Here is a 22,465-nt window from a genome sequence, read left to right as displayed (position 1 = left end):
GCTTTAATAAGCCCATGGCCGGCGCGGCACGCGGGACGCACCCTCGATCCACCGCGCTGGGCTACGCGTTGCTCGCGCCCAGCCTGTTCGGCGTGCTCGCCTTTCTGCTGCTGCCCATCCTGGTGGTGCTCTGGCTGAGCCTGTGCCGATGGGATCTGCTCGGCCCGCTGCACTTCGTCGGCCTGTCCAATTGGCGTTCGGTGCTGACCGACGCGGGCTTCGGCAACTCCCTGATCGTCACGATCGTCTTCGTGGCCATCGTGGTGCCGGCGCAGACCGCGCTGGGACTGCTGGCCGCCACCATGCTGGCCCGCCAGCTTCCCGGCACCGGACTGTTTCGCACCTTGTATGTGCTGCCGTGGATTTGCGCTCCGCTGGCCATCGCGGTGCTGTGGCGGTGGATCCTGGCCCCCACCGATGGCGCGGTGAGCACCGTGCTGGGACACAGCATCGAATGGTTGTCGGATCCCAGCTTCGCACTGCCGCTCGTGTCGGCCGTGGTGGTGTGGACCAACGTCGGCTACGTGTCGTTGTCGTTCCTGGCGGGACTGCTGGCCATTCCCGACGAGATCCATGCCGCCGCACGCACCGACGGCGCCACCGCGTGGCAGCGGTTCTGGCGTATCACCATGCCCATGCTGCGCCCGACGACATTCTTTGTGCTGGTGACCGGGATCGTCAGCACCGCACAGGTTTTCGACATGGTGTACGCGCTGACCGGCGGCGGTCCGGCGGGCAGCACCGACCTGGTGGCCCATCGCATCTACGCCGAGGCGTTCGGCTCGGCGGCCATCGGCCGGGCGTCGGTCATGGCCGTGGTGCTGTTCGTGATCCTGATCGGCGTCACCCTGGTCCAGCATCTGTATTTCCGGCGACGGATCAGCTATGACCTCACCTAGTCGACCCGCCAATGTGGTGATCTACGCCGGCCTTTCGCTGGGTGCGTTGATCACCTTGGCTCCCTTCGTCCTCGGATTGATGACGTCGTTCACCTCCGCGCACCAATTCGTCACCGGCACCCCGTTGCAGCTGCCGCGACCGCCCACCCTGTCCAATTTCGCCGACCTCGCCGGAGCGGGATTCGGCCGGGCGGCCGCGGTGACCGCATTGATGACGGCGGTCATCCTGGTGGGCCAGTTGACCTTTTCCGTGCTCGCGGGATACGCCTTTGCGCGGTTGCGGTTCCCCGGGCGTGACGCGCTGTTCTGGGTGTACATCGCGACGTTGATGGTGCCCGGCACGGTCACCGTGGTGCCGATGTACCTCATGATGGCCCAGCTCGGTCTGCGCAACACGTTCTGGGCGTTGGTGCTGCCCTTCATGTTCGGCTCGCCGTACGCGATCTTCCTGCTGCGCGAGCACTTCCGGATCATCCCGAACGACTTGATCAACGCCGCCCGTCTGGACGGGGCCAACACGTTGGACGTGATCGTGCACGTGGTGATCCCGTCGAGTCGTCCGGTCCTGGCCGCGCTGGCGTTGATCACGGTGGTCTCGCAGTGGAACAACTTCATGTGGCCGTTGGTGATCACCAGCGGGCACAAGTGGCGGGTGCTCACCGTCGCGACCGCGGATCTGCAGTCGCGGTTCAACTCCCAGTGGACGTTGGTGATGGCGGCGACGACCGTCGCGATCGCCCCGCTGATCGCCCTGTTCGTCGTGTTCCAGCGCCACATCGTCGCGTCGATCGTCGTCTCAGGACTCAAGTGACCCGGCCCCGCTTTTCGACCCTCGTCGCGGGAGCCGTCGCACTCGTCGCCGTGTTGCTGGCCGCGGCGGCGGTGCTGCTCGATTACTCCGGCCGGCCGCACGGCGGCAAAACCGTCGTCACGGTGCGGATCTGGGGCGATCAGATCGGCGCGGCCTATCGAGAATCGTTCCAGGCCTTCACCCGCGCGCACCCCGACATCGACGTGCACCTGAACCTGGTGGCCTACTCGACCTACTTCAACACCCTGCGCACCGATGTGGCCGGCGGCAGCGCCGACGACATCTTCTGGCTGTCCAACGCCTACCTGGCGGCGTACGCCGACAGCGGCCGCCTGTTGAACATGGGCGAAGTGCTGGGGCCCCACGCCGCCGCGGATTGGGAGCGTCCGGTCGTCGAGCAATTCACCCGCAACGGCACGCTGTGGGGCGTGCCGCAGCTGACCGATGCGGGAATCGCCTTGTACTACAACGCGGACCTGCTCGCGGCGGCCGGCGTCGCGCCCGCCGACCTGGACACCTTGCGGTGGAGCCCCGACGGCGGCGACACCCTGCGACCGCTGCTGGGCAGGCTCACCGTCGACGCCGACGGAAACCGCGGTGACACAGCGCGTTTCGATGCCGGACGGGTGCGGCAGTGGGCGTACAACGCGGCCAACGACCCACAGGGCATCTACCTGAATTACATCGGATCGGCGGGCGGCGTATTCCAGCGCGGCGACACCTTCGCGTTCGCCAACCCCGCTGCCGTGGCGGCCTTTCGGTATCTGGTCGACCTGATCAACCGCGACCACGTCGCGCCGCCCGCCGCCGACACCAACGACAACGGCGACTTCTCCCGCAACCAGTTCCTGGCCGGCAGGATGGCGCTGTTTCAGTCCGGCACCTACAACCTGGCTCCGGTGGCCCGCGACGCCCGCTTCCACTGGGGGCTGGCGATGATGCCCGCCGGGCCGGCCGGCCGGGTGAGCGTCACCAACGGCATTGCCGCGGCGGGTAACGCGGCGACGAAGCATCCCGACGCGGTGCGCCGGGTGCTGGCCTGGATGGGCAGCAAGCAGGGCAACGAATATCTGGGCCGCTACGGTGCGGCCATCCCGGCGGTGTCCTCGGCGCAGCCTGTGTACTTCCGGTACTGGGCCAACAAGGGTGTGGACGTCACGCCCTTCTTCGCCGTGCTGAACGGTCCGCGCATCGCGGCCCCCGGCGGTGCGGGGTTTGCCGCCGGCAACGATGCCTTGCAGCCGTACTTCGACGAAATGTTCTTGGGCCGCGGTGATGTCGCGACGACCCTACAGCGGGCTCAGGCGGCGGCCAACTACGCCGCCGCGCGCCAGTGAAACCTATTCACCGGGCCTCGCTTCCGATGACCGCTCGACGGTGTTCTCGTTGAGCGCGCTGTGGTGGCGGCCCCAGACGAAATAAAAGACCAGCGCCAGTGACACCCAGCCGCCGAACGCGATCCAGGTGTACCAGTGCAAACTCGCCAGGATGTACCCGCAGGCCGCCACCGAAAGGACCGGCGTGACGGGATAACCCGGCACCTTGAATCCCCGTGGCAGGTCGGGCTCGCGCACCCGCAACACGATCACCCCGACGGAGACGACGACGAACGCGGTGAGCGTGCCGATCGACACCATGTCCGCGAGCTTTTGCAGCGGAATGAAGGCGGCCAGGGCCGAGGCCACGATGGCGACGATCACCGTGTTGTTCACCGGTGTCATGGTGCGCGCGTTCACCGTCGCGAACCTCGCGGGCAGCAGCCCGTCACGGCCCATGGCGAACAGGATGCGGGTCAGCCCGTACATGGTGACCAGTGTGACGCTGAAGATCGAAATGACCGCGCCGGCAGCCAGAATGGTGCCGGCCCAGCCGCCATGCGTGACGTTGTCAAGGATCGTCGCGAGCCCGGCTTCCTGCTGGCCGGCGAAGTTCTGCCAGGGCTGTGTCCCCAACGCGGCCAGCGCCACGAAGACGTAGACGCCGGTGACCGTCAGCAAAGCGCCGATCAGCGCGCGCGGCATGGTCTTCTGCGGGTTCTTCACCTCGTCACCCGCGGTGGACACCGCGTCCAGGCCGATGTAGGAGAAGAAGATGGTGCCGGCCGCCGACCCGATACCGGAAACACCGAAGGGCGCGAAGTCACGCAGATGGCTCACGTCGAAAGCCGTGAAAGCGACGACACCGAAGACGACGAGCACACCGAGTTTGATCATCACCATGATCGCGTTGACCCTGGCCGATTCGCTGGCGCCGCGGACGAGCAGCAGCGCACACATCACGATCAACACGACCGCGGGCACATTCAGATAGCCGGGTTGCGCATCCCACGGCGCGGCCGAGATGGCTTGCGGCAGCTGAAATCCCAGGACGTTGCTCAGCAGCTTGTTCAGGTAGCCGCTCCAGTTGACCGCGACCGCGGCGGTCGCCACGCCATATTCCAGGAGCAGGCAGGCCGCCACGGCCACGGCCACGACCTCCCCCAGGGTGGTGTACGCGTAGGAATACGACGATCCCGAGACCGGCACCGCCGACGCCAATTCGGCGTAGCAGAGGGCCGCGAGGCCGGCGGCGATGCCGGCGAGGAGGAAGGAGACGATCACCCCCGGGCCGGCCTCGGGGACGGCCTGCGACATGACGAAGAAGATGCCGGTGCCGATCGTCGAGCCGACCCCGAACATGGTCAGCTGGAAGGTTCCGATACCGCGCTTGAGGTGGTCGGCGGCCCCGTGTGCGACGTGTGCACCCACTACCGGGCGCCGCCGGAGCATCTGCCCCATCAGGCTGATCGGCGTGGCTGGCAAGTGCCCCTCCTGTGGCCGGATCAGCTGATTATGAAGCAGCCGGTCGCGGCGCGGCGCCGAACGGTCATCTGCTCACGCAGCGCCAAGGCCTCACCCTGGATCAACCCGTGTGCATCATCAGGGTCTCGATCGCAGCTCCGGCGCCCCCGACCAAAGCAGAGATCACCAGTGTCAACCAGTCCGCCAGTCTCGGCCGTGCCGGGCTAGCGGATAGCTGCCCGATCCCGCCCCGGGCAGTAATTGCATCGCCCATCTCGTCAGCCCGGCGCAGACTCACGACGATGGCAGCAGCCATCAGGTCAATCATCCCCCGACTCTGCTGCCGAACCCGCGCCTTACGCCCTTGTGGTATTCGGTTGGGCCGCAGCAGACGAGCGGCATAGAGCACGTGAAATTCGTCGAGCAACATCGGAAAGGCCCGCAGCGCAAGGGCTAATGCCACCGCCCACTCGTCAACCGGGATGCGCAGAAGTTTTAGCGGCCTGCCGAGTGTCGCCACAGCAGGCGCGATTTCGGCAACGTTAGTCGTCCACGACACCATCGCTCCCAGGCCCAGCAGTACGACCGAAAGCGCGGTGATCCTTAGAAAGTTCAACGCTCCACCGAGGCCGACGTTCAAGCCGCCCGCCGTGATCGTGGGAGCACCGCCAGCCAGCGCCGCAGTCACGAAGCCCAACACGAGAAGCGCCCAGAGCCATCGGGGAATCGACGGCACCGCACCACGTGGAATGCGCGCCATGCGCACTGCTGCCGCCAGCAACGTGGTCACCAATCCGATTGTGACCCATCCCGGATAGAACGTCAGCAGCACAGAAACGCCAAAGACAACCAGCAGTTTGGTACCGGCCCATAAATCGTGGATAACCGAATCACCGGGTACCGGGACCAGCATCACGACCGATCTGGAACGGCGCCGAGTCGAGCTGGTCGCTGCAGTAGCAGTTGTGTTCACGCGCGGCCGCCCGCCGTGGCCGTCGTCGAAACCGTTTCCAGTGCACCCTTATTGAGATGGATGGTTCGTGGGCAAACCTCACTTAACCCGACGAAATCATGCGATATGACCACTAGCGTCAGACCTCTCCGGCGAAGGCGCGCGAGCACTCGCAGCAAGCCACGCTGACTGGCGGCGTCTAACCCGGCCAGGGGTTCATCGAGAATCAGCACCCGAGGCGAACACGCCAACAGCCCCGCCAGCACTACACGGCGCATTTGTCCACCGCTGAGTTGATCGACACGCCGACTCCCCAAGGCGGGATCCAGTCCTACTGCCTCCAGAGCCGCGGCCACCCGATCGTGGTCCCGCGATGAAAAGCCGGCCACTGATGCCAGTTCCAGGTTCACGTGGCTGCGCATCAACTGGAGCCTCGCGGTCTGGAACGACAAGCCCACGGCGCCGACGTGGGCGTGGGCGGGTTCGCCGTCGATGAGACAAGCGCCGGTCGTGGGCACCGTTAGTCCGGCCATGATCCACGCCAGCGTCGACTTGCCAGATCCATTGCCGCCGTGGATCAACAGCCCGTCGCCCTGTTCCACCGTGAAGGTGATATCGCGCAGCGCGGTCTTAGCCCAGGGAGTACCTCGGTTGTATTCGTGTCCGACACCGACTACTTCAATCACGGCATGGCTCGAGCTTGGATCAACGGCCACGGTCGGCACTGGCGCCGGCGCGATCTCGACCATGCCAGTGTTATCGGACGAGCCGCTGAGGTCGACCGTGCGATCCGCAGATGCAGCCTCGTTGTCAAAGTGCGTGATGTGCACCAGGGCGGTTCGGTGCCGCTCGGGAAGAGCGGACAGCACGTCCAGTAGAAGTTCGCGGCCCGGCTGGTCGATCATGCTGGTGAACTCGTCGGCAATCAACAGTGATGGCTCTCGCGCGATTGCCGCGGCCAACGCAAGACGCTGCAGCTCCCCGCCAGACAGGCTTCCGGTGTCGCGTTCCCCGAATCCTGCAAGACCGACCTCGCCCAGCAACTTATCCACATCAACCTTTGTGCCCGGCGGCAGGCCCCACACCACATCGTCGGCAACTCTGGTGCCCAGTACCTGGGTCTGCGGGTGCTGGAGCACCAGCGACGTGCCGCCGACCATACCCAGGCCCACTGCGCCGGGGCGGTGCACGGCGCCCGACGTCGGCTGCCGGCCCGCCAGGATCAGCGTCAAGGTGGTTTTCCCGGAACCATTGGCGCCAATTACCGCGACGTGTTCGCCGGCCTCCAGGTTCAGGTTGATTTCACGCAAGGCGTCTTGGCTGGCGCCGGGGTAACGAAACCGCACGTCGACCAGCTGGACAGGCACCGGACCGATCGGGTCATCCGACTCCCCGGCGCCTTCCGCCATATCCAGTTTGTGCACATCGGGAATGCTGTGCATGCGCTCCAACAGCCGGGACAGAACCCACCAGCCGATCAACGATGAGATCATGACTCCGTAGATGACGTAGCCGAGCATCAACCACACCCAGTAGTGCAACCCGTAGGCAAAAACCCGCTGTACATCAGCGGCGACAGCTTGCAGATGCAGCCGCACCAAGAACGATGCGGCGCCATCCACGTTCGCGGTCATCACCTGAAAGATCAAGTGTCGCAACCGAGTTAACACCGCCAGCATCGCGACGGTTACGCCGGCGATCGCGACTCCGGCGACGAAAGACGAGACGACCACAGTCGGCGTGCCACGCCGCTTGCGTTTGACGAATCCGGTCAAGCCGCCGATGTAGGCACAGTTGAGGACCGCGACGAGACTTCCCATGCCTGCGATGAGAAAAGTGATTATTCCACCGGCAACCGTGGCGGCGACAAGTACTCGAAGGCGGTACCGGTAGGCCAATAGCGCCATGGGTACCGTGCCCAGCAAGGCCAACCCCTGAGCGAACGGGATGACCGTGGCGATGATCGCGATGACCGCGCAGAGCGCCCCCATCACAGACGCCTGCGCCAACTCGGACGGTCGCAGGGGGCCAGCCCGTTTCCGCAAACGGGCGCGGCCAGGGGGAGTCACCTCATCGATTCTGCCAGCCCTCAGCACTAACTCCCGTATCACATGGCGTCACTGGCTGAACCGAAACGCGTCGTCGTTTCGGCCTCGCTTAGCAAAGCTATGCAACCATGGATACATGGACAATGTCGTCGATACCGCAAAGCTCGAGGGAGCGCAGGGGCTGGGAGCCGATCTGCTCGCCGTGGTCGCGCGGCTCAACCGGCTGGCCACTCAGCGCATCCAGATGCCCTTGCCCGCAGCGCAGGCCAGGCTGCTGGCCACCATCGAAGCCCACGGGGAAGCCCGAATCGGTGACCTGGCCGCCGTCGATCATTGCTCGCAACCGACGATGACCACGCAGGTGCGCCGGCTCGAAGAGGCCGGCCTGGTCACCCGTATGGTCGACCCGGGCGATGCGCGTGCGGTCCGGATCCGGATCACGGCCGAGGGCAGGCGCACGCTCAACGCGGTCCGGGCCGACCGCGCCGCGGCGATCGAACCGCAGTTGGCGCTGCTCGACTCCGCGGACCGTCAGGTGCTGATGCAAGCGGTCGACGTGCTGCGCCGGCTGCTCGACGACGCGTCGCTGGCCACCTCGCTGGCGGGCCGGCGCAACCCGCTGTGAACGACGCGACGCTGGATGGCGCTCGACCAGGGGTAGACACTTAAGCGAGCGCGGTGACCGGCGCCTGACGGGCGGGCAGTCCCGCAGGCGAGACCGAATGAGCTGACCGGTGACGAAAGGTGGCGGCCATGCCGACCGAGGCTTCGGCCCTTCCGGCCTCGCTGACCGTATGGGCCGGACCGACGAGGTATGTGTTCACCCCAGGCCGCGACGTGATCGTGGGTTACGGCCCGGGTTGTGACATCCCGCTGGAGCGTCTCGGCAACCCGCCGCAACCGCCCCCGGCACCGCGGGTGGACGTGATCGTGCGGTTCACCGGAACCGTCTGGGTGGCCATCGATCTGAGCCGCCGCGGCATTTTCGTCAACGCAACCCGGATGCCGACCGTCGAGGTCCACGACGGTCTGGCCATCAGCATCGGGGATCCCCAGCGCGGGCCCCGGCTGGTCTTTCACACCGCGCCCTCGCCCGCCCCACCGGGACACCCGCCGGTTCCGCAGGGCGCGCCGCAGCCGGGTCGCCCGAACGAGCCCGACCCCCGGGTGCCCACCCAGAGCGCCACCCGGCGCATGCCCGCAGTGGCGCCGCCACCGCCGCCGGCCCAGCGGCCGCCCCAGCCCTACCCGCCGCCACCGACCGCGGTTCCACCGCCCCCGCCGCCCCCGGCTCGGCCACCGCTTCCGCCGCCCGCGGAACAGGAGCAACAAAAGGACCCGAGCCTGATCGAGCGCATGGTGACCAGCAAGCTGCGCGCCCAGCGCCCCTCGTTCCGCACCGAGGAAGCCGACTCCACCTATCGCCTGCCGCTGCAGACGGCGTCGCGCACCACCGGGGCGACGGCCTACCGGCTGGGGCTGACGGTCGACGGGCACCAGACGCTGTCGGGCATCTCGTTCACCGCCCGCCCCGGCACCATGACCGCGATCATCGGGCCGTCGGCCGCGCGTAATTCCGCGCTGCTGGCGCTGCTGGCCGGCGCGCGCGCACCCACCGCCGGGCGCGTCACGGTGGACGGACACGACGTCCACGCCGAGCCTGAGGTCATGCGGACCCGCATCGGGGTGGTCCCGCGCAACGACCGCCTGCACCGCCAGCTCACCGTCGCGCAAGTCCTCGACTACGCCGCCGAGCTGCGCCTGCCCCCGGACACCCTGCCCGAGCAGCGCGACCGCGTCGTCGGCCAAGTCCTCGACGAGCTCGAGCTGGCGCCCCACCGGGACACCCGAATCCGCAAGCTCCCCTCCGAGGTGCGCCGGTGCGCCGCCCTGGCGGTCGAGCTCGTCACCCGGCCCAGCCTGCTCGTGGTCGACGAGCCCACCGCCGGACTCGATGCGGCGCAACAACGCCACGTCATGGCGGTCCTGCGGCGCCAGGCAGACGTCGGCTGCGCCGTGGTGGTCGCGATCTCGTCGTCCACGTCGCTCACCGACGTCAACGTCTGCGACCAGGTGTTGGTGCTCACCGGCACCGGCCAGATGGCGTACCTGGGGACGCCCCTGCAGGTCGAATCCGCGCTGGGCACCACCGACTGGAACAGGGTCCTCGCGCAGGTCGGCGCCGACCCCGACGGAGCCCACCGCGCGTTCCGCAGCCGCCCGCCGACGTCGGCACCGACCGCTTCCCCGGAAGTCGCGGCACCATGGCCACCGCCGCCCGCCCTGCCCAGGGCTCGGCAGATCCGGTTGCTGGCCCGGCGCGAGGTTCGCCTGCTGCTCGGCGACCGCCTCTACTTCGCCTTCCTGGCGGTCCTGCCGTTCGTCCTGGCCGGGCTGGCGTTGCTGATTCCGGGGGATTCGGGCCTGACCAGGCCCGGCCCCACCGACACCAACCCGCACGAGGCCATCGAGCTGCTGGCCGCCTTCAACGTCGCCGCGGTGATCATCGGCACGGCGCTGACCATCCGCGCGTTGGTGTGCGAACACCGCGTCTTCCGGCGCGAGCAGGAGGTCGGCCTCACGGCGCCGGCGTACCTGACCGCCAAGATCACGGTGTACGGCCTGGCCGCGGCCATCTGGACGGTCGTCGTGGTCGCGATCGTGATCGCGGTCAAGGGCGGGCCGGGACCCAGCGCGGTCCTGCTGCACGACGCCACGGTCGAGCTCTACGTGAGCGTGGCCGTCACCGCGATCGTGTCGGCGGTCATCGGACTGGCGCTCTCGTCGCTGGGGAAGTCCGCGCGCGAGGTCCTGCCGCTGGTGGTCCCGGTGATCCTGGCAGCTGCGTTGTTCAACGGGAGCCTGGCGCAGCTGGTGAGCATGTGGGGCCTGCAGCAGATCAGCTGGTTCGTCCCGGCCCAGTGGGGTTTCGCGGCCACGGCGTCCACCGCGAACCTGCGCAGGGTCGATCCGCTGGCGGCCGACGCCCTGACCTGGACGCACTACAGCGGCTGGTGGGTGTTCGACATGGGGATGCTCGTGCTGTTCGGCGTGATCGCCGCCGGGTTCACGCTGTATCGGCTGCGGTCACCGCGCGGCGAAAGCCGCGCCCCCTCCCCCGATCGCGGGCCGCAGGAAGGCCCTCGCCGCCAAGGCTGAGCCGCATGCGCGGCCGGGCGCCGCGGGTGGGCGGCCGCCGCGGGATTTCGTCCGGCGACATGAACCTTCGTCGTTGTTCGCCGCGGCGGGAACCGCCCATTACTGTCGGCTTATGGCGCCTGAAACGACTAGCACTGCCGAATATCTGCGCAACGCACTGGACGGGCGTTGGCGCGATGTGAGAAACCGGATGCGAGCCACGCTCACCGAGGATCTGTTCCGCCCGCACTACACCCCCAACACCGTGATCGCCCGCACCAAGGTCGCGGAGCAGATGAGGATCATGGCTGCGTTCGGCGCGGCCGCCGACAGTTTCCGCAAAGAACACGGCGGCACCGGTGACGTGGGCGCGGCGATCACCATGATCGAGATGCTGGCGATGTCGGACCTGTCGCTGATGGTGAAGGCCGGGGTGCAGTGGGGGCTGTTCGGCGGCGCCGTGGAGAACCTGGGCACCGAGCGCCACCACGAGCTCTACGTGCCCAAGATCATCAGCCTCGAGCTGCGCGGCTGTTTCGCCATGACCGAGACCGGGCACGGCAGCGACGTGCAGTCGCTGGAGACCACCGCGACCTACGACCCCGAGACCGAAGAGTTCGTCATCAACTCCCCCACCCCGTCGGCCCGCAAGGACTACATCGGCGGGGCCGCCGAAACCGCAACCATGGCAGCGGTTTTCGCCCAACTGATCACCCACGAGGACGGCAAGCCGGTCAACCACGGCGTGCACTGCGTGCTGGTCCCGATCCGCGATGAGGACGGCAACGACCTGCCGGGCGTCACCACGTCGGACTGCGAATACAAGGGCGGACTGCCCGGTGTCGACAACGGCCGCATCATCTTTGACCATGTCCGGGTCCCCCGGGTCAACCTGCTGAACAAGTACGGCGACGTCGCGGCCGACGGCACCTACAGTTCGCCGATCGACAACCCGAACCGCCGGTTCTTCACCATGCTGGGCACCCTGGTCCGCGGCCGGATCACCGTCGGCGGCAGCGCCGGTGCCGCCGGGCGGGTGGCCCTGGATATCGCCACCCGATATGCCTTGCAGCGCAGGCAGTTCACCGCGCCCGATGACGGGTCCGAAGTGCTGATCATGGACTACCTGGTGCACCAGCGGCGACTGTTTCCGTTGATCGCGAAGTCCTATGCGCTGCAGTTCGCGCAGAACGAACTGGTCGGCAAATGTCACGACGTCCAAAGCGCGGACGCACCCGACGCCGACGAACAACGCGAACTCGAAGCGCGCGCCGCCGGGTTGAAGGCGGCCAACACCTGGCATGCCAGCCGGGCCATCCAGGAGTCACGCGAAGCGTGCGGCGGCGCGGGCTACATGGCCGAGAACAGGCTGATCGGGCTGCGGGGCGACACAGACGTTTTCACCACCTTCGAGGGTGACAACCACGTGCTGACCCAATTGGTGGCCAAGGAACTGCTCACGGCCTACGCCGACGACATCAAGAGCATGAGTCCGGTCGAATGGGTGCGCTTCGCGGCCAGTACCGTGGGCGAACGCGTTGTCAAACGCACTGCGGCAGAGGCGATTATCCAGACGATCGTGGATGCCCGGCAAGACAGCGAGGAAGAGGGCAGCCTGTTCAACCGCGGCACGCAGATCACGATGTTCGAGGACCGCGAGGAGTATCTGCTGGCCTCGGTGGCCCGCAGGCTGCAGGCCAAATCCAAAGAGATGTCGGCATTCGACGCATTCAACTCCGTGCAGGATCACGTGTTACATGCGGCCAGCGCGCACATCGACCGGGTCATCTTGGAGGCGTTCGTCGCCGGAATCGACGCGTGCCCCGACGAGAAGGCCCGCGAACTACTCGGCATCCTGTGCGACCTGTACGCGCTGTCGGTCATCGAGGATGACAAGGCGTGGTACATCGAGCACCGGTACCTGTCCACCGAGCGCGCGAAGGCGGTCACGCGGGGAATCAACGACCGTTGCCGCGCGCTGCGCCCGCACGCCGAGACGCTCGTCGACGGTTTCGGGGTCCCGGAGCGGCTGCGTTACGTCGAGATGCTGCACCCGGAGAACCTGGAAGAGGCCCTCACGAGCTGACGCGGCCGTTCACGGATCCACGGGCCGCCCCGACACAGCCGGCGAACCGGCGGGGAAAGCCGTTGGCGTGACACGTTATTGGTTCGGAACCTTGCCCAGGGTTTGCAGCTTGCCGTCCGAGCCGATCCGGAACTTGACGGTTCCGATCCCGGTGGGACAGCACAGCTGATCATTTGCCTTCTGCCACTGGTATTGAACGGTGACGGTGTCATCCGAGGGCGGTAGCACCGTCGTGTACGGCTTCGGGTTGGGCGTGGGGCTCCCCAGCGGCCTGTTGTGGTCGAAGAAGAGCAGTTGCTGTGGACTGGATTCGCTGGCGATCGTCGGAATGATCTGCACCCAATGCAACCGGCAGTTTCGGGTGTGCCCGCGGCCCATCTCGACCCAGATGGTGCCGGGGATGGCGATGGGAACCGCGGTGATCGCCCGGCGCACGGTGTCGGCCGTTGGCCCGTCGGAGTCCTTGCAGGTGTCCGGCCGGGCCTGCGGGGGCGCGGCCGGCTTCCAGCCGCAGCCCGAGGCCAGCAAAACCAGACAGATCACAATGAGCTGACGCACGCGGTGAGCTTAGCGAAGACTGTGAATGTCCCATCGGTTTGGTCAAAAACCCCCTTCTGAGAAGCGTTTCGCGGGCCGTCCTGCGTAACCTCAAGCGGGACGGCCGGTCAACGGTGACCTGCGGTAACGCCTTCTGAGGCCGCGAATTCCCCGGCAATTTCACATCGGTGCACCCGCCGTTGAGAGGAAGAAGTAAACCGGGGGAAATTTCGAGCAGCGATGCCGAAACATGCCTGCTCCACAATGAACTCACCCGATGCGGAGCTAACTCGTACGCACTCGACCGAAGGGACGTAAGCGTGACCAGGGAGTCCATGGCGCCGGAGAACGCCGTGAACACCATGTGCGCGTATTGCGGCGTCGGTTGCGGCATGGTGTTGCAGATCACAACGGACCCGAAAACGGGCCGCGATCACGTTGCCAAGTCGATTGGGAGGAAAGAACATCCGGCCAACTTCGGCCGGTTGTGCACCAAGGGCGCCACCACTGCCGACATGCTCGGCGCGCCGGGCCGGGTGGAGTCGGCGCAGGTGCGGGCCGACCGCGGTGAGCCGCTCGAGCCCATCGACATGGATCAGGCGATCGCCCAGTGCGCGAATCGGTTACGCGCGATCATCGACGAACACGGCCCGGACGCCTTCGCGATGTACGTGTCCGGCCAGATGTCCATCGAGGCGCAGTACCTGGCGAACAAGCTGACCAAGGGCTTCATCGGCACCAACCAGATCGAGTCGAACTCACGGCTGTGCATGGCCAGCGCGGGTTCTGGTTACAAGCTCTCGCTGGGCGCGGACGGCCCACCCGGGTCATACCAGGACTTCGATCGTGCCGACGTGTTCTTCGTCATCGGCGCCAATATGGCCGACTGCCATCCCATCCTGTTCTTGCGGATGATGGACCGGGTCAAGGCGGGCGCGAAGCTGATCGTCGTCGACCCGCGCCGCACCGCAACCGCCGAGAAGGCCGACCTCTTTCTCCAGATCGCGCCGGGATCGGATCTGGCGCTGCTCAACGGGTTGTTGCACCTGATCGTCGAGAACGGCCACACCGACCCCGATTTCATCGCCGAATTCACCGAGGGCTGGGAGGTGATGCCCAGCTTCCTGGAGCAGTACACCCCCGACATGGTCAGCGTGGTGACCGGAATCCCGGAAGCAGACATCCGCGCCGCGGCTCAAATGATCGGCGAGGCCGGCAATTTCATGAGCTGCTGGACCATGGGCCTCAACCAGAGCACGCACGGCACCTGGAACACCAACGCGATCTGCAACCTGCACCTCGCGACCGGCGCGATCTGCAAGCCGGGCAGCGGCCCCTTCTCGCTCACCGGCCAACCCAACGCCATGGGCGGTCGCGAGATGGGTTACATGGGGCCGGGATTGCCCGGTCAGCGTTCGGTGCTATCGGACGACGACCGAGAGTTCGTCGAAAACCTGTGGGGCATTCCCCGCGGAACGCTGCGCACCGACGTCGGCAGCGGCACCATCGACATGTTCTCCCGGATGGCCGACGGGCAGATCAAGGCGTGCTGGATAATCTGCACCAACCCCGTTGCCTCCGTTGCCAATCGGAAGACGGTGCTGGCCGGCCTGGAGCGCGCCGAATTGGTGGTGGCCCAGGACGCGTTCTTGGAGACCGAGACCAACGAATACGCCGATGTGTTGTTGCCGGCGACCCTGTGGACGGAGTCCGAAGGGGTCATGGTCAATTCCGAGCGCAACATGACGCTGTTTCAGCCGGCGGTTGCGGCGCCGGGCCACGCGTTGCCCGACTGGCAGATCATCGCCCGGATCGCCTGCGAGATGGGCTTTTCGGAGGCGTTCAGTTACACCTGCGCCGAGGAAGTCTTCGAAGAGATCAAGCGGTTCTCGAACCCGAAGACCGGCTATGACCTGCGCGGCGTCAGCTACGAGCGGCTGCGCCGCAGCCCGCTGCAGTGGCCGTGCGCGCCGGACGGCGAGGGCGACCGCAACCCGATCCGCTACCTCAACGACGGTGTCAGCCAGACACAGCTGGTCCGCGAGGACGGCAGCGTGCCCCGATTGGCCTTCCCGACGCCGACGGGCCGAGCGTCGTTCTTCGCCCGCCCGCACCTGCTGCCCGACGAAATGCCCGACGACGACTACCCGTTCCTGCTGAACACCGGCCGGCTGCCGCATCAATGGCACACCATGACCAAGACCGGCAAGGTCGCCAAACTCAACAAACTCAATCCGAAGCCGTTCGTCGAGATCCACCCCGACGACGCCGCCCGCCTGCACGTCGCCGACGACGACCAGATCGAGATCGCGTCCCGCCGCGGCCGCGCCGTGCTGCCCGCCGTCATCAGTGACCGGGTGCGGCCCGGGAACTGCTTCGCTCCGTTCCACTGGAACGACGCCTTCGGCGAATACCTGTCCATCAACGCCGTGACCAACGACGCCGTCGATCCCATCTCGAGCCAACCGGAATTCAAGGCGTGCGCGGTGACGCTGACGAAAGTCGCCGTCGCGCAACCCGATCCGGACACCGAGATGCCGGCGGCCACCGGCACACCAGAATCCGCACCCACGGAGGTACGAGAAATCAGCGTGTCACAAGTCGACGCTCTCGGCGAATTGCTGGGTGTGACAACGCAACCCAAGCCCGAATTCACCGAGGTTGGCCGCTCATATCTGTCCGGCATGCTCTCCGGGCTTCGCTCCGAGGCCGGTCGCCGCGCCGGCGGGGTACCCACCCTGCCGCCGAGCGCGCCGTTCGACACCGGCACCCGGCTGTGGGTGGACGGCCTGCTGGCCGGGTTGTTCTCGCGCATCGACGGACCCCAACCGGTCGCGCTGCCCGAGGCGCCGCAACACGCCCCGATGCCCGCCGTCCAACAACCGCCCGCCCCGCCCGCCGACGCCACCCCCGTCGCCGAGCGCGCTCCCGTCGTGGTGCTGTGGGCGTCGCAGACCGGCAACGCCGAGGAGCTCGCCGGCGAGATCGCCGCCCGGTTGGGCGCCGCCGAGCTCCCGGTCGCGCTGCACAGCATGGATGACTTCCCGCCCGCGCAGTTGACGACGACGCGAGAAGTGCTGCTGATCACCAGCACCACCGGCGACGGCGACGCGCCCGACAACGGCGCCGGCCTCTGGCGGGCGCTGACGTCCGAAGGCGCACCGCGATTCACCAACACCCGCTACGCCGTCCTGGCCCTGGGCGATTCCAACTATGACGATTTCTGCGGCCACGGCCGCAAGCTCGACGCCCGCCTCGCCGAGCTCGGAGCCACCCGCATCACCGACCGGGTGGACTGCGAACCCGATTACGACGACACGGCGGCGAAGTGGGTGGGCGACGTCATCGAAGCCCTCACCCGCACGCCCACCTCGGTCGGCGGGGACGGGAGCGCGACCGCGCCGGCCCGCACCTCCACGGTTGCGGCGCCGTCTCGCCCCGGCGCGCCCGCAACCTCCACGTACAGCAAGAAGCACCCGCTGATCACCGGCATGGTCCGCAACACCGTGTTGAGCCAGCCGCAATCGACAAAAGACGTGCGGCACCTGGTTTTCGACATGCCGGAAGAATCGGTGACGTATGAGGCGGGTGACGCGCTCGGCGTGTGGCCGCGCAACAGCGACGAGCTGGTCGACGAATGGCTGTCGGTCACCGGACTCAACGGGCAGACCCCGGTCGAGGTCGGCGAGCACGGCCTGATGTCGCTGCGCTCCGCGCTCACCGAGCGCATCGAGATCGCCCACATCAGCCGGGATCTGGTGCGCTTCGTGCAGGAGCGCACCGGCGACTCGACACTCGCGGAACTGCTGAAGCCGGAAAACAAACGCGCACTGGCGGATTGGACGTGGGGGCGCCAGTCCATCGACCTGCTGGCGAAGCTGCCCGTCTCCGCATCGGCCCACGAGTGGCTGCGGGTGCTCAAACGCCTTCAGCCCCGGCTCTATTCGATCTCGTCGAGCCCCAAGGAGTGCCCCGGCGAAGTCCACCTGACCGTCTCCCCGGTGCGCTACAACTTTCAGGGCGTCGCGCGCCGCGGGGTGTGTTCGACCTACCTCGCCGACCGCTCCCCCGGCGATCGAGTCGCCGTGTATCTGCAGCAATCCAGCAATTTCCGGCCGCCGAGTGAGTCGGATACCCCGATGATCATGATCGGACCCGGGACGGGGATCGCGCCGTTCCGCGGCTTCCTGCAGGAACGGCGCGCCCTCGGCCACACCGGACCCAACTGGCTGTTCTTCGGCGAGCAGCACGCCGCCACCGACTTCTACTACCGCGACGAACTCGAGCAGATGCGTGACGACGGGTTCCTCACCGAGTTGGACCTGGCGTTCTCCCGCGACCAGCAACAGAAGGTCTACGTGCAGCACCTGATGCGCAAGCGCGGGGCGCAGCTGTGGAGCTGGTTGCAGGACGGCGCCCAGCTGTACGTCTGCGGCACCGCCGATCCGATGGCCAAGGACGTCGATCGGGCGCTCTGCGAGATCGCGGCCGAATTCGGCAAGCTGGACCCGGAAGCGGCGAAGGACTACGTCCAATCGTTGAGCGCCGACAAGCGCTACCACCGCGACGTCTACTGACGCCGACCCGCCGCCGCACTCGTAACACAGCGGAAACATCGCACACTTACCGCTGAAACGTCTCCGTCCCACGATGCACCCATAAGGTCGCGCACCTGAAGGAGTGACGCCATCGTGGCTCGGGAGTGTGATGGACCCGATCGGGTCAACAAGAACGGCTGCCCTCTGCAGTGCCGGCTGAGGTACGGCGCCACCGCCGACGAACCGGTCACTGACCGGGTCGACTGGGCGGGGCTGCCCGTCAACCTCGACTTCGCGTTCTCGCGGGACCAACGCGACAAGGTCTACGCCCAGCATCTGCTGCGCAGGCGCGGTACCCAGTTCGGGCCGTGGCGCCACGGCGCCCACGTGTGCGTCTGCGAGGCCGCAGACGAACACCAGGACGCGCCAACAGCGCGCATGACCTCGGACTCACACTGACGTCGGCCGCTGGCCTCGGTCGGCGGGGACACCCCGGTCACGAGGCGAATGTCCCTGAAACACTTGAATCTTTACATTCCCGTGCAGCGCCGCGCCGTCCTGCCTGCGGGTAAAACCGGTCCAACGCAAGACTTTCGTTCATGCTGACCCTAATCGTGTTTCCCCGATTGAGATTTGAAAATCTGGTTAGACTCTGCAGGTGACAAAGAGGCCGTCGTCATATCTGGTGTTGGCGTCGCAGCGGAGCGGCAGCACGCTGCTGGTCGAATCGTTGCGCGCAACCGGAGTGGCCGGCGAGCCCCAGGAGTTCTTCCAGTACCTACCGTCCACCAGTCAGTCCCCGCAGCCGCGCGAGTGGTTCGCCGGGATCGACGACGAGTCGATCCTGAACCTGCTCGATCCGATAGACGCCGGGACGCCTGACCTCGCGCCGCCCGAGATCTGGCGCAGCTACATCCGCACCGTCGGAAGGACGCCGAACGGGGTGTGGGGCGGCAAACTCATGTGGAACCAGACACCGTTGCTCCTGGACCGCGCGAAGAACCTGCCGGACCGCAGCGGCGATGGCCTGCTGGCCGCGATCACCGACGTGGTGGGCGAGCGGCCACTGCTGATTCACGTCTACCGGCCCGACGTGATTTCCCAAGCGGTGTCGTTTTGGCGCGCGGTGCAGACGCGGGTCTGGCGGGGTAGACCCGACCCGGTACGAGACGCTCGCGCGACCTACCACGCCGGCGCGATCGCCCACGTCGTCACCATGCTGCGCGCTCAGGAAGAGGGATGGCGAAACTGGTTCGCCGAAGAAGACATCACCCCAATGGACATCTCGTATCCGGTGTTGTGGCGCAACCTGACCCAGGTGGTGGGATCCATCCTCGAAGCACTCGGGTTAGACCCGCAACTGGCTCCCCAGCCCGTGCTGGAGCGCCAGGCCGACCAGCGCTCCGATGAGTGGGTGGACCGCTACCGCTCCGATGCCGAAAAGTACGGCCTGCCAACCTGATCGATGCGAGCGCCGGCCACCGCGCGCCAGCATATGCGCCGACGTGGTGTTTGAGTCCGGCCCGATGCCGCGCATCCACCGGCGATGACCCTTCGCACGACCCACCCGGGTCCAGGGATTATCCAAGCGCGTCGGCCGGTTGACGCGTTAAACGGGTATCGCTCCGGAACGAGGCACGGCGCAGATGAGCCAGATGGCCATGCAGGGCGAATGTCTTATAGTGGGGCTATGCAACAGGCCACACAGCCGCGCTTCGTCCTTACGCGCCGCCCCACCATGGGCTGTTGTTGTTGTTGATTTCCTGACGCCTTCCAACGCTCAAGAACGTGTAGCGCCAGACGCGGCAGCATCACCGGTTCGCCGGGGGGACCACATCGGGCGCTACCCCCAAGCCATTCAGGAAGATCAACCAGCAATGATCGATTTGTCTACACCGAGCCGGGCCGCATCCGAGTCCGCAACCAACATCGGCATCCGCCGGCAGGCCGCGACGCCATGTTCCGACATCGTTGAGGAAATCAGATGAGCATTGCCGAAGACGTCACGCAGGTAGTCGGAAATACGCCGCTGGTGCGGCTGCGGCGGGTCACCGAAGGCGCTGTCGCCGATGTCGTTGCCAAGCTGGAATTTTTCAACCCCGGCAACAGCGTGAAGGACCGCATCGGGGTCGCGATGATCGACGCGGCCGAAAAGGCGGGATTGATCAAGCCTGACACGATCATCCTCGAGCCGACGAGCGGGAACACGGGGATCGCCCTGGCCATGGTGTGCGCGGCGCGCGGCTACCGATGCGTGCTGACCATGCCCGAGACGATGAGCGTCGAGCGGCGGATGCTGCTGCGCGCCTACGGCGCCGAAATCATCTTGACGCCGGGCGCTGACGGCATGCCGGGCGCGATCGCGAAGGCCGAGGAACTGGCGAAATCCGACCAGCGGTATTTCGTCCCCCAGCAATTCGAAAACCCGGCAAACCCGGCGATCCACCGCTCAACCACCGCTGAGGAAGTGTGGCGCGACACCGATGGCCGGGTCGACATCTTCGTGGCCGGCGTCGGAACAGGCGGGACCATCACCGGCGTCGCTCAGGTCATCAAGCAGCGCAAGCCCTCGGTACAGATCGTCGCGGTCGAGCCCGCCGCGTCACCGGTCCTGTCCGGCGGCAAGAAGGGGCCGCATCCGATCCAGGGGCTTGGCGCCGGGTTCGTCCCGCCCGTGCTCGACGAGGATCTGGTCGACGAAATCATCACCGTCAGCAACGAGGAATCGCTCACCCTGGCCCGGCGGCTCGCCACGGAGGAAGGGCTGCTGGCCGGGATCTCCTCCGGCGCAGCCCTGGCAGCCGCCCTCCAGGTGGCCCGGCGGCCCGAGAACGCAGGCAAGCTCATCGTTGTGGTGCTCCCCGACTTTGGCGAGCGGTATCTGAGCACAGCGCTGTACGCCGACCTGGCGGACTGACCATGCTTGCGGCCATCCGGCGTGACATCCAGGCTGCTAAGCAGCGCGATCCGGCGGCCCCCACCACCGTGGAGGTGATACTGGCCTATCCCGGCGTGCACGCCATCTGGGGTCACCGAATCAGCCACTGGCTGTGGAACCGCGGGGCACGCGTGCTGGCGCGGGTCCTCGCCGAGTTCACCCGCATCGTGACGGGAGTGGACATCCACCCCGGCGCCATCTTGGGCGACGGCCTGTTCATCGACCACGCGACCGGGGTCGTTATCGGCGAGACGGCGGAGGTCGGCGACGACGTCACGCTGTATCACGGCGTCACCCTCGGCGGTAGCGGCTCGGACACCGGAAAACGACACCCCACTGTCGGGGATCGGGTAATCATCGGTGCGGGCGCAAAAGTCTTGGGCGCGATCAAGATTGGCGACGACAGCCGCATTGGCGCCAACGCCGTCGTGGTCAAGCCGGTCCCCTCCAGCGCGGTGGTCATCGGGGTTCCCGGACAGGTCATCAGCCGCCACGGGCGCAGCAGTCCGGATGATTCGATGATGCCCGACCTCGTGGGGGTCAGTCTGCAGTCGCTGTTGACGAGGGTCGACAAGTTGGAGGCGTTGAACGACGGGCAGACGGCTGACCCGGTTATCCGACCTCCCGAAGCCGGAGTCTGGCACGGCGAGGACTTCTCGATCTGACAACCGCTATCCGTCGCGGCGCACACGCGCAGCCGGCCGCGTCGTTCGTCATCGGCGAGACACCGCACATCGACGGCGGCCGGAGCGCCGGCCAGAAGACTTCAGAGATGTGCTCCCCCGCCTGGACTCGAACCAGGAACCCTTCGGTTAACAGCCGAATGCTCTGCCAATTGAGCTACAGGGGACTAACCCGATCGCGGGACGACTCTAGCGTACTGGCCCGACCGCACCCAACTGGCGTGGACCACCCTCGGGACACCCCGCGGAAGGGGATCGACCGCGCGGGCGCCTCGGCCGGTGAGGCAGGATGGGAGCCATCGATAGTCGGGAGGAAAGCTTTGATCCGGTATGTCGTGGTGCTTGGGCTGGGTTACGTGCTGGGTTCGAAGGCCGGGCGTCGCCGATACGAGCAGCTCGTCGACACCTATCGCGCGCTGACCAGCAGCCCGGTGGCCAAGTCGATGATCGAAGGGGGCCGGCGCAAGATCGCGAACAGGATCTCGCCCGACGCCGGCTTTGTCACCCTGACCGAGATCGACGACCAAACGGCCATCATGGAACGCGACGTCGAGGGCTCGGCCGACGACGTGCTGACGCCGTCTAATCGTCGCCGCTAGCCTGCTCCAACAGGCTGCGCCGGTAGGACTCCATCGCCACCAGGTCGCCGAACAGGGCGTGATACTCGTCGCCCTGCTCGATCGGTGACATGCGTTGCAGCTTCGACTTCACCTCGGCGATCTGCCGGCCCATCCACACCTCTTGCAGCCGGGCCAGCACGCCGCCGATGTAGCGGGGCAGTTTCTCCTCGTCGACCTGGATGGCCTCCACCCCCAGCTCGCTGGCCAGGCCGGCGGTCAGGGGCGACGAGGCCTGCTCACGCACCGCCTCGATCCACTGCGCGCCGGTGACCCCGCTCGAGGTGCCCCCCGCGGTCTCGATGGCCGCGCGGATGGCCGCGTAGCCGGGATGGGTGAAGCTTTCGACCGTCAACGTGTCGAACACCGGCCCGGCGAGCGCCGGGTACTGCAGGGCCGCCTTGAGCGCCTCACGCTGTGGCCACAGGGTGGGGTCGC

17 protein-coding genes and 1 tRNA gene are annotated in these 22,465 nt (G+C 66.8%); 12 read left to right on the top strand and 6 right to left on the bottom strand.

The window, feature by feature from the left end; translation table 11 throughout:
* Positions 1 to 14: 14 nt before the first annotated feature.
* The 3 genes from AC5Y5B_RS12035 to AC5Y5B_RS12025 are packed head-to-tail and all read left to right on the top strand — an operon-like array spanning position 15 to position 3,047.
* On the top strand, positions 15 to 899 hold the full coding sequence (locus tag AC5Y5B_RS12035) for a carbohydrate ABC transporter permease (protein WP_500005409.1): 885 nt from the start codon (positions 15 to 17) through the stop codon (positions 897 to 899).
* The gene (locus tag AC5Y5B_RS12030; RefSeq protein WP_500005408.1) at positions 886 to 1,710 is read left to right on the top strand and encodes a carbohydrate ABC transporter permease; all 825 of its coding nucleotides are present in this window, start codon (positions 886 to 888) and stop codon (positions 1,708 to 1,710) included. Before AC5Y5B_RS12035 ends, AC5Y5B_RS12030 begins: the two co-directional genes overlap by 14 nt.
* On the top strand, positions 1,707 to 3,047 hold the full coding sequence (locus tag AC5Y5B_RS12025) for an extracellular solute-binding protein (protein ID WP_500005407.1): 1,341 nt from the start codon (positions 1,707 to 1,709) through the stop codon (positions 3,045 to 3,047). Before AC5Y5B_RS12030 ends, AC5Y5B_RS12025 begins: the two co-directional genes overlap by 4 nt.
* A gap of 3 nt (positions 3,048 to 3,050) precedes the next feature.
* Here AC5Y5B_RS12025 and AC5Y5B_RS12020 read toward each other — a convergent pair whose 3' ends face one another.
* The 3 genes from AC5Y5B_RS12020 to AC5Y5B_RS12010 form a co-directional block, all read right to left on the bottom strand.
* Entirely contained in the window at positions 3,051 to 4,511 is a 1,461-nt protein-coding gene (locus AC5Y5B_RS12020; protein WP_500005406.1) for an amino acid permease, read from the bottom strand.
* A gap of 100 nt (positions 4,512 to 4,611) precedes the next feature.
* Positions 4,612 to 5,463, bottom strand: coding sequence for a CbiQ family ECF transporter T component (locus AC5Y5B_RS12015; RefSeq protein ID WP_500005405.1), 852 nt, complete (start codon positions 5,461 to 5,463; stop codon positions 4,612 to 4,614).
* Positions 5,460 to 7,433, bottom strand: a complete 1,974-nt coding sequence (locus AC5Y5B_RS12010; protein WP_500005404.1) for a DUF2232 domain-containing protein — start codon at positions 7,431 to 7,433, stop codon at positions 5,460 to 5,462. The genes AC5Y5B_RS12015 and AC5Y5B_RS12010 overlap by 4 nt, the downstream gene beginning before the upstream one ends.
* Positions 7,434 to 7,626: 193 nt before the next feature.
* On the opposite strand from AC5Y5B_RS12010, the gene AC5Y5B_RS12005 reads away from it, so the two are divergent.
* The 3 genes from AC5Y5B_RS12005 (at position 7,627) to AC5Y5B_RS11995 (ending at position 12,714) form a co-directional block, all read left to right on the top strand.
* On the top strand, positions 7,627 to 8,115 hold the full coding sequence (locus AC5Y5B_RS12005; RefSeq protein WP_112635060.1) for a MarR family winged helix-turn-helix transcriptional regulator: 489 nt from the start codon (positions 7,627 to 7,629) through the stop codon (positions 8,113 to 8,115).
* A 128-nt stretch (positions 8,116 to 8,243) separates the two neighbouring features.
* Positions 8,244 to 10,649: an ATP-binding cassette domain-containing protein gene (locus tag AC5Y5B_RS12000; protein ID WP_500005403.1), complete on the top strand. Its 2,406-nt coding sequence runs from the start codon at positions 8,244 to 8,246 to the stop codon at positions 10,647 to 10,649.
* Between the two features lie 112 nt (positions 10,650 to 10,761).
* Positions 10,762 to 12,714 carry an acyl-CoA dehydrogenase family protein gene (locus tag AC5Y5B_RS11995; RefSeq protein WP_500005402.1) on the top strand — a complete coding sequence of 651 codons (1,953 nt, stop codon included), beginning with the start codon at positions 10,762 to 10,764 and terminating at the stop codon, positions 12,712 to 12,714.
* A 75-nt stretch (positions 12,715 to 12,789) separates the two neighbouring features.
* On the opposite strand, the gene AC5Y5B_RS11990 is transcribed toward AC5Y5B_RS11995, so the two are convergent.
* Positions 12,790 to 13,257: an LppP/LprE family lipoprotein gene (locus tag AC5Y5B_RS11990; protein ID WP_500005522.1), complete on the bottom strand. Its 468-nt coding sequence runs from the start codon at positions 13,255 to 13,257 to the stop codon at positions 12,790 to 12,792.
* Positions 13,258 to 13,586: 329 nt separating this feature from the next.
* Between AC5Y5B_RS11990 and AC5Y5B_RS11985 the strand changes: the two genes are divergently transcribed.
* From AC5Y5B_RS11985 to cysE, 5 genes are all read left to right on the top strand, one after another.
* Entirely contained in the window at positions 13,587 to 17,828 is a 4,242-nt protein-coding gene (locus AC5Y5B_RS11985) for a bifunctional nitrate reductase/sulfite reductase flavoprotein subunit alpha (protein ID WP_500005521.1), read from the top strand.
* Positions 17,829 to 17,942: 114 nt separating this feature from the next.
* Positions 17,943 to 18,248, top strand: coding sequence for a hypothetical protein (locus tag AC5Y5B_RS11980; protein ID WP_500005401.1), 306 nt, complete (start codon positions 17,943 to 17,945; stop codon positions 18,246 to 18,248).
* Between the two features lie 199 nt (positions 18,249 to 18,447).
* Positions 18,448 to 19,251: a trehalose 2-sulfotransferase gene (gene stf0, locus AC5Y5B_RS11975; RefSeq protein ID WP_112635281.1), complete on the top strand. Its 804-nt coding sequence runs from the start codon at positions 18,448 to 18,450 to the stop codon at positions 19,249 to 19,251.
* Between the two features lie 522 nt (positions 19,252 to 19,773).
* The gene (gene cysK, locus AC5Y5B_RS11970; protein ID WP_500005400.1) at positions 19,774 to 20,706 is read left to right on the top strand and encodes a cysteine synthase A; all 933 of its coding nucleotides are present in this window, start codon (positions 19,774 to 19,776) and stop codon (positions 20,704 to 20,706) included.
* A gap of 2 nt (positions 20,707 to 20,708) precedes the next feature.
* The gene (cysE, locus tag AC5Y5B_RS11965) at positions 20,709 to 21,392 is read left to right on the top strand and encodes a serine O-acetyltransferase (protein WP_112635269.1); all 684 of its coding nucleotides are present in this window, start codon (positions 20,709 to 20,711) and stop codon (positions 21,390 to 21,392) included.
* A gap of 112 nt (positions 21,393 to 21,504) precedes the next feature.
* On the opposite strand, the gene AC5Y5B_RS11960 is transcribed toward cysE, so the two are convergent.
* Positions 21,505 to 21,577, bottom strand: a tRNA-Asn gene (locus AC5Y5B_RS11960).
* Positions 21,578 to 21,730: 153 nt separating this feature from the next.
* On the opposite strand from AC5Y5B_RS11960, the gene AC5Y5B_RS11955 reads away from it, so the two are divergent.
* Positions 21,731 to 22,009: a hypothetical protein gene (locus AC5Y5B_RS11955; RefSeq protein WP_500005399.1), complete on the top strand. Its 279-nt coding sequence runs from the start codon at positions 21,731 to 21,733 to the stop codon at positions 22,007 to 22,009.
* Here the strand turns inward: AC5Y5B_RS11955 and dnaG are convergent.
* Positions 21,993 to 22,465, bottom strand: a 473-nt coding sequence (gene dnaG / locus AC5Y5B_RS11950; RefSeq protein ID WP_500005398.1) for a DNA primase, incomplete at its 5' end; no start/stop codon positions are given. The two genes, AC5Y5B_RS11955 and dnaG, sit on opposite strands and share 17 nt — an antisense overlap.

Source organism: Mycobacterium sp. NGS33 (genome assembly GCF_059812885.1).
The sequence above is the reverse complement of the archived record's forward strand: the minus strand, read 5'-3'. Positions and strand labels throughout refer to the sequence as shown.

Bases quoted from the DNA above. Each gene is read 5' to 3' on its own strand.
- AC5Y5B_RS12030 (WP_500005408.1), top strand. From the start codon at position 886: ATGACCTCACCTAGTCGACCCGCCAATGTGGTGATCTACGCCGGCCTT.
- AC5Y5B_RS11985 (WP_500005521.1), top strand. From the start codon at position 13,587: ATGGCGCCGGAGAACGCCGTGAACACCATGTGCGCGTATTGCGGCGTC.
- AC5Y5B_RS12010 (WP_500005404.1), bottom strand. From the start codon at position 7,433: ATGGGGGCGCTCTGCGCGGTCATCGCGATCATCGCCACGGTCATCCCG.
- cysK (WP_500005400.1), top strand. From the start codon at position 19,774: ATGAGCATTGCCGAAGACGTCACGCAGGTAGTCGGAAATACGCCGCTG.
- AC5Y5B_RS11995 (WP_500005402.1), top strand. From the start codon at position 10,762: ATGGCGCCTGAAACGACTAGCACTGCCGAATATCTGCGCAACGCACTG.
- AC5Y5B_RS12005 (WP_112635060.1), top strand. From the start codon at position 7,627: ATGGACAATGTCGTCGATACCGCAAAGCTCGAGGGAGCGCAGGGGCTG.
- AC5Y5B_RS12000 (WP_500005403.1), top strand. From the start codon at position 8,244: ATGCCGACCGAGGCTTCGGCCCTTCCGGCCTCGCTGACCGTATGGGCC.
- AC5Y5B_RS12035 (WP_500005409.1), top strand. From the start codon at position 15: ATGGCCGGCGCGGCACGCGGGACGCACCCTCGATCCACCGCGCTGGGC.
- cysE (WP_112635269.1), top strand. From the start codon at position 20,709: ATGCTTGCGGCCATCCGGCGTGACATCCAGGCTGCTAAGCAGCGCGAT.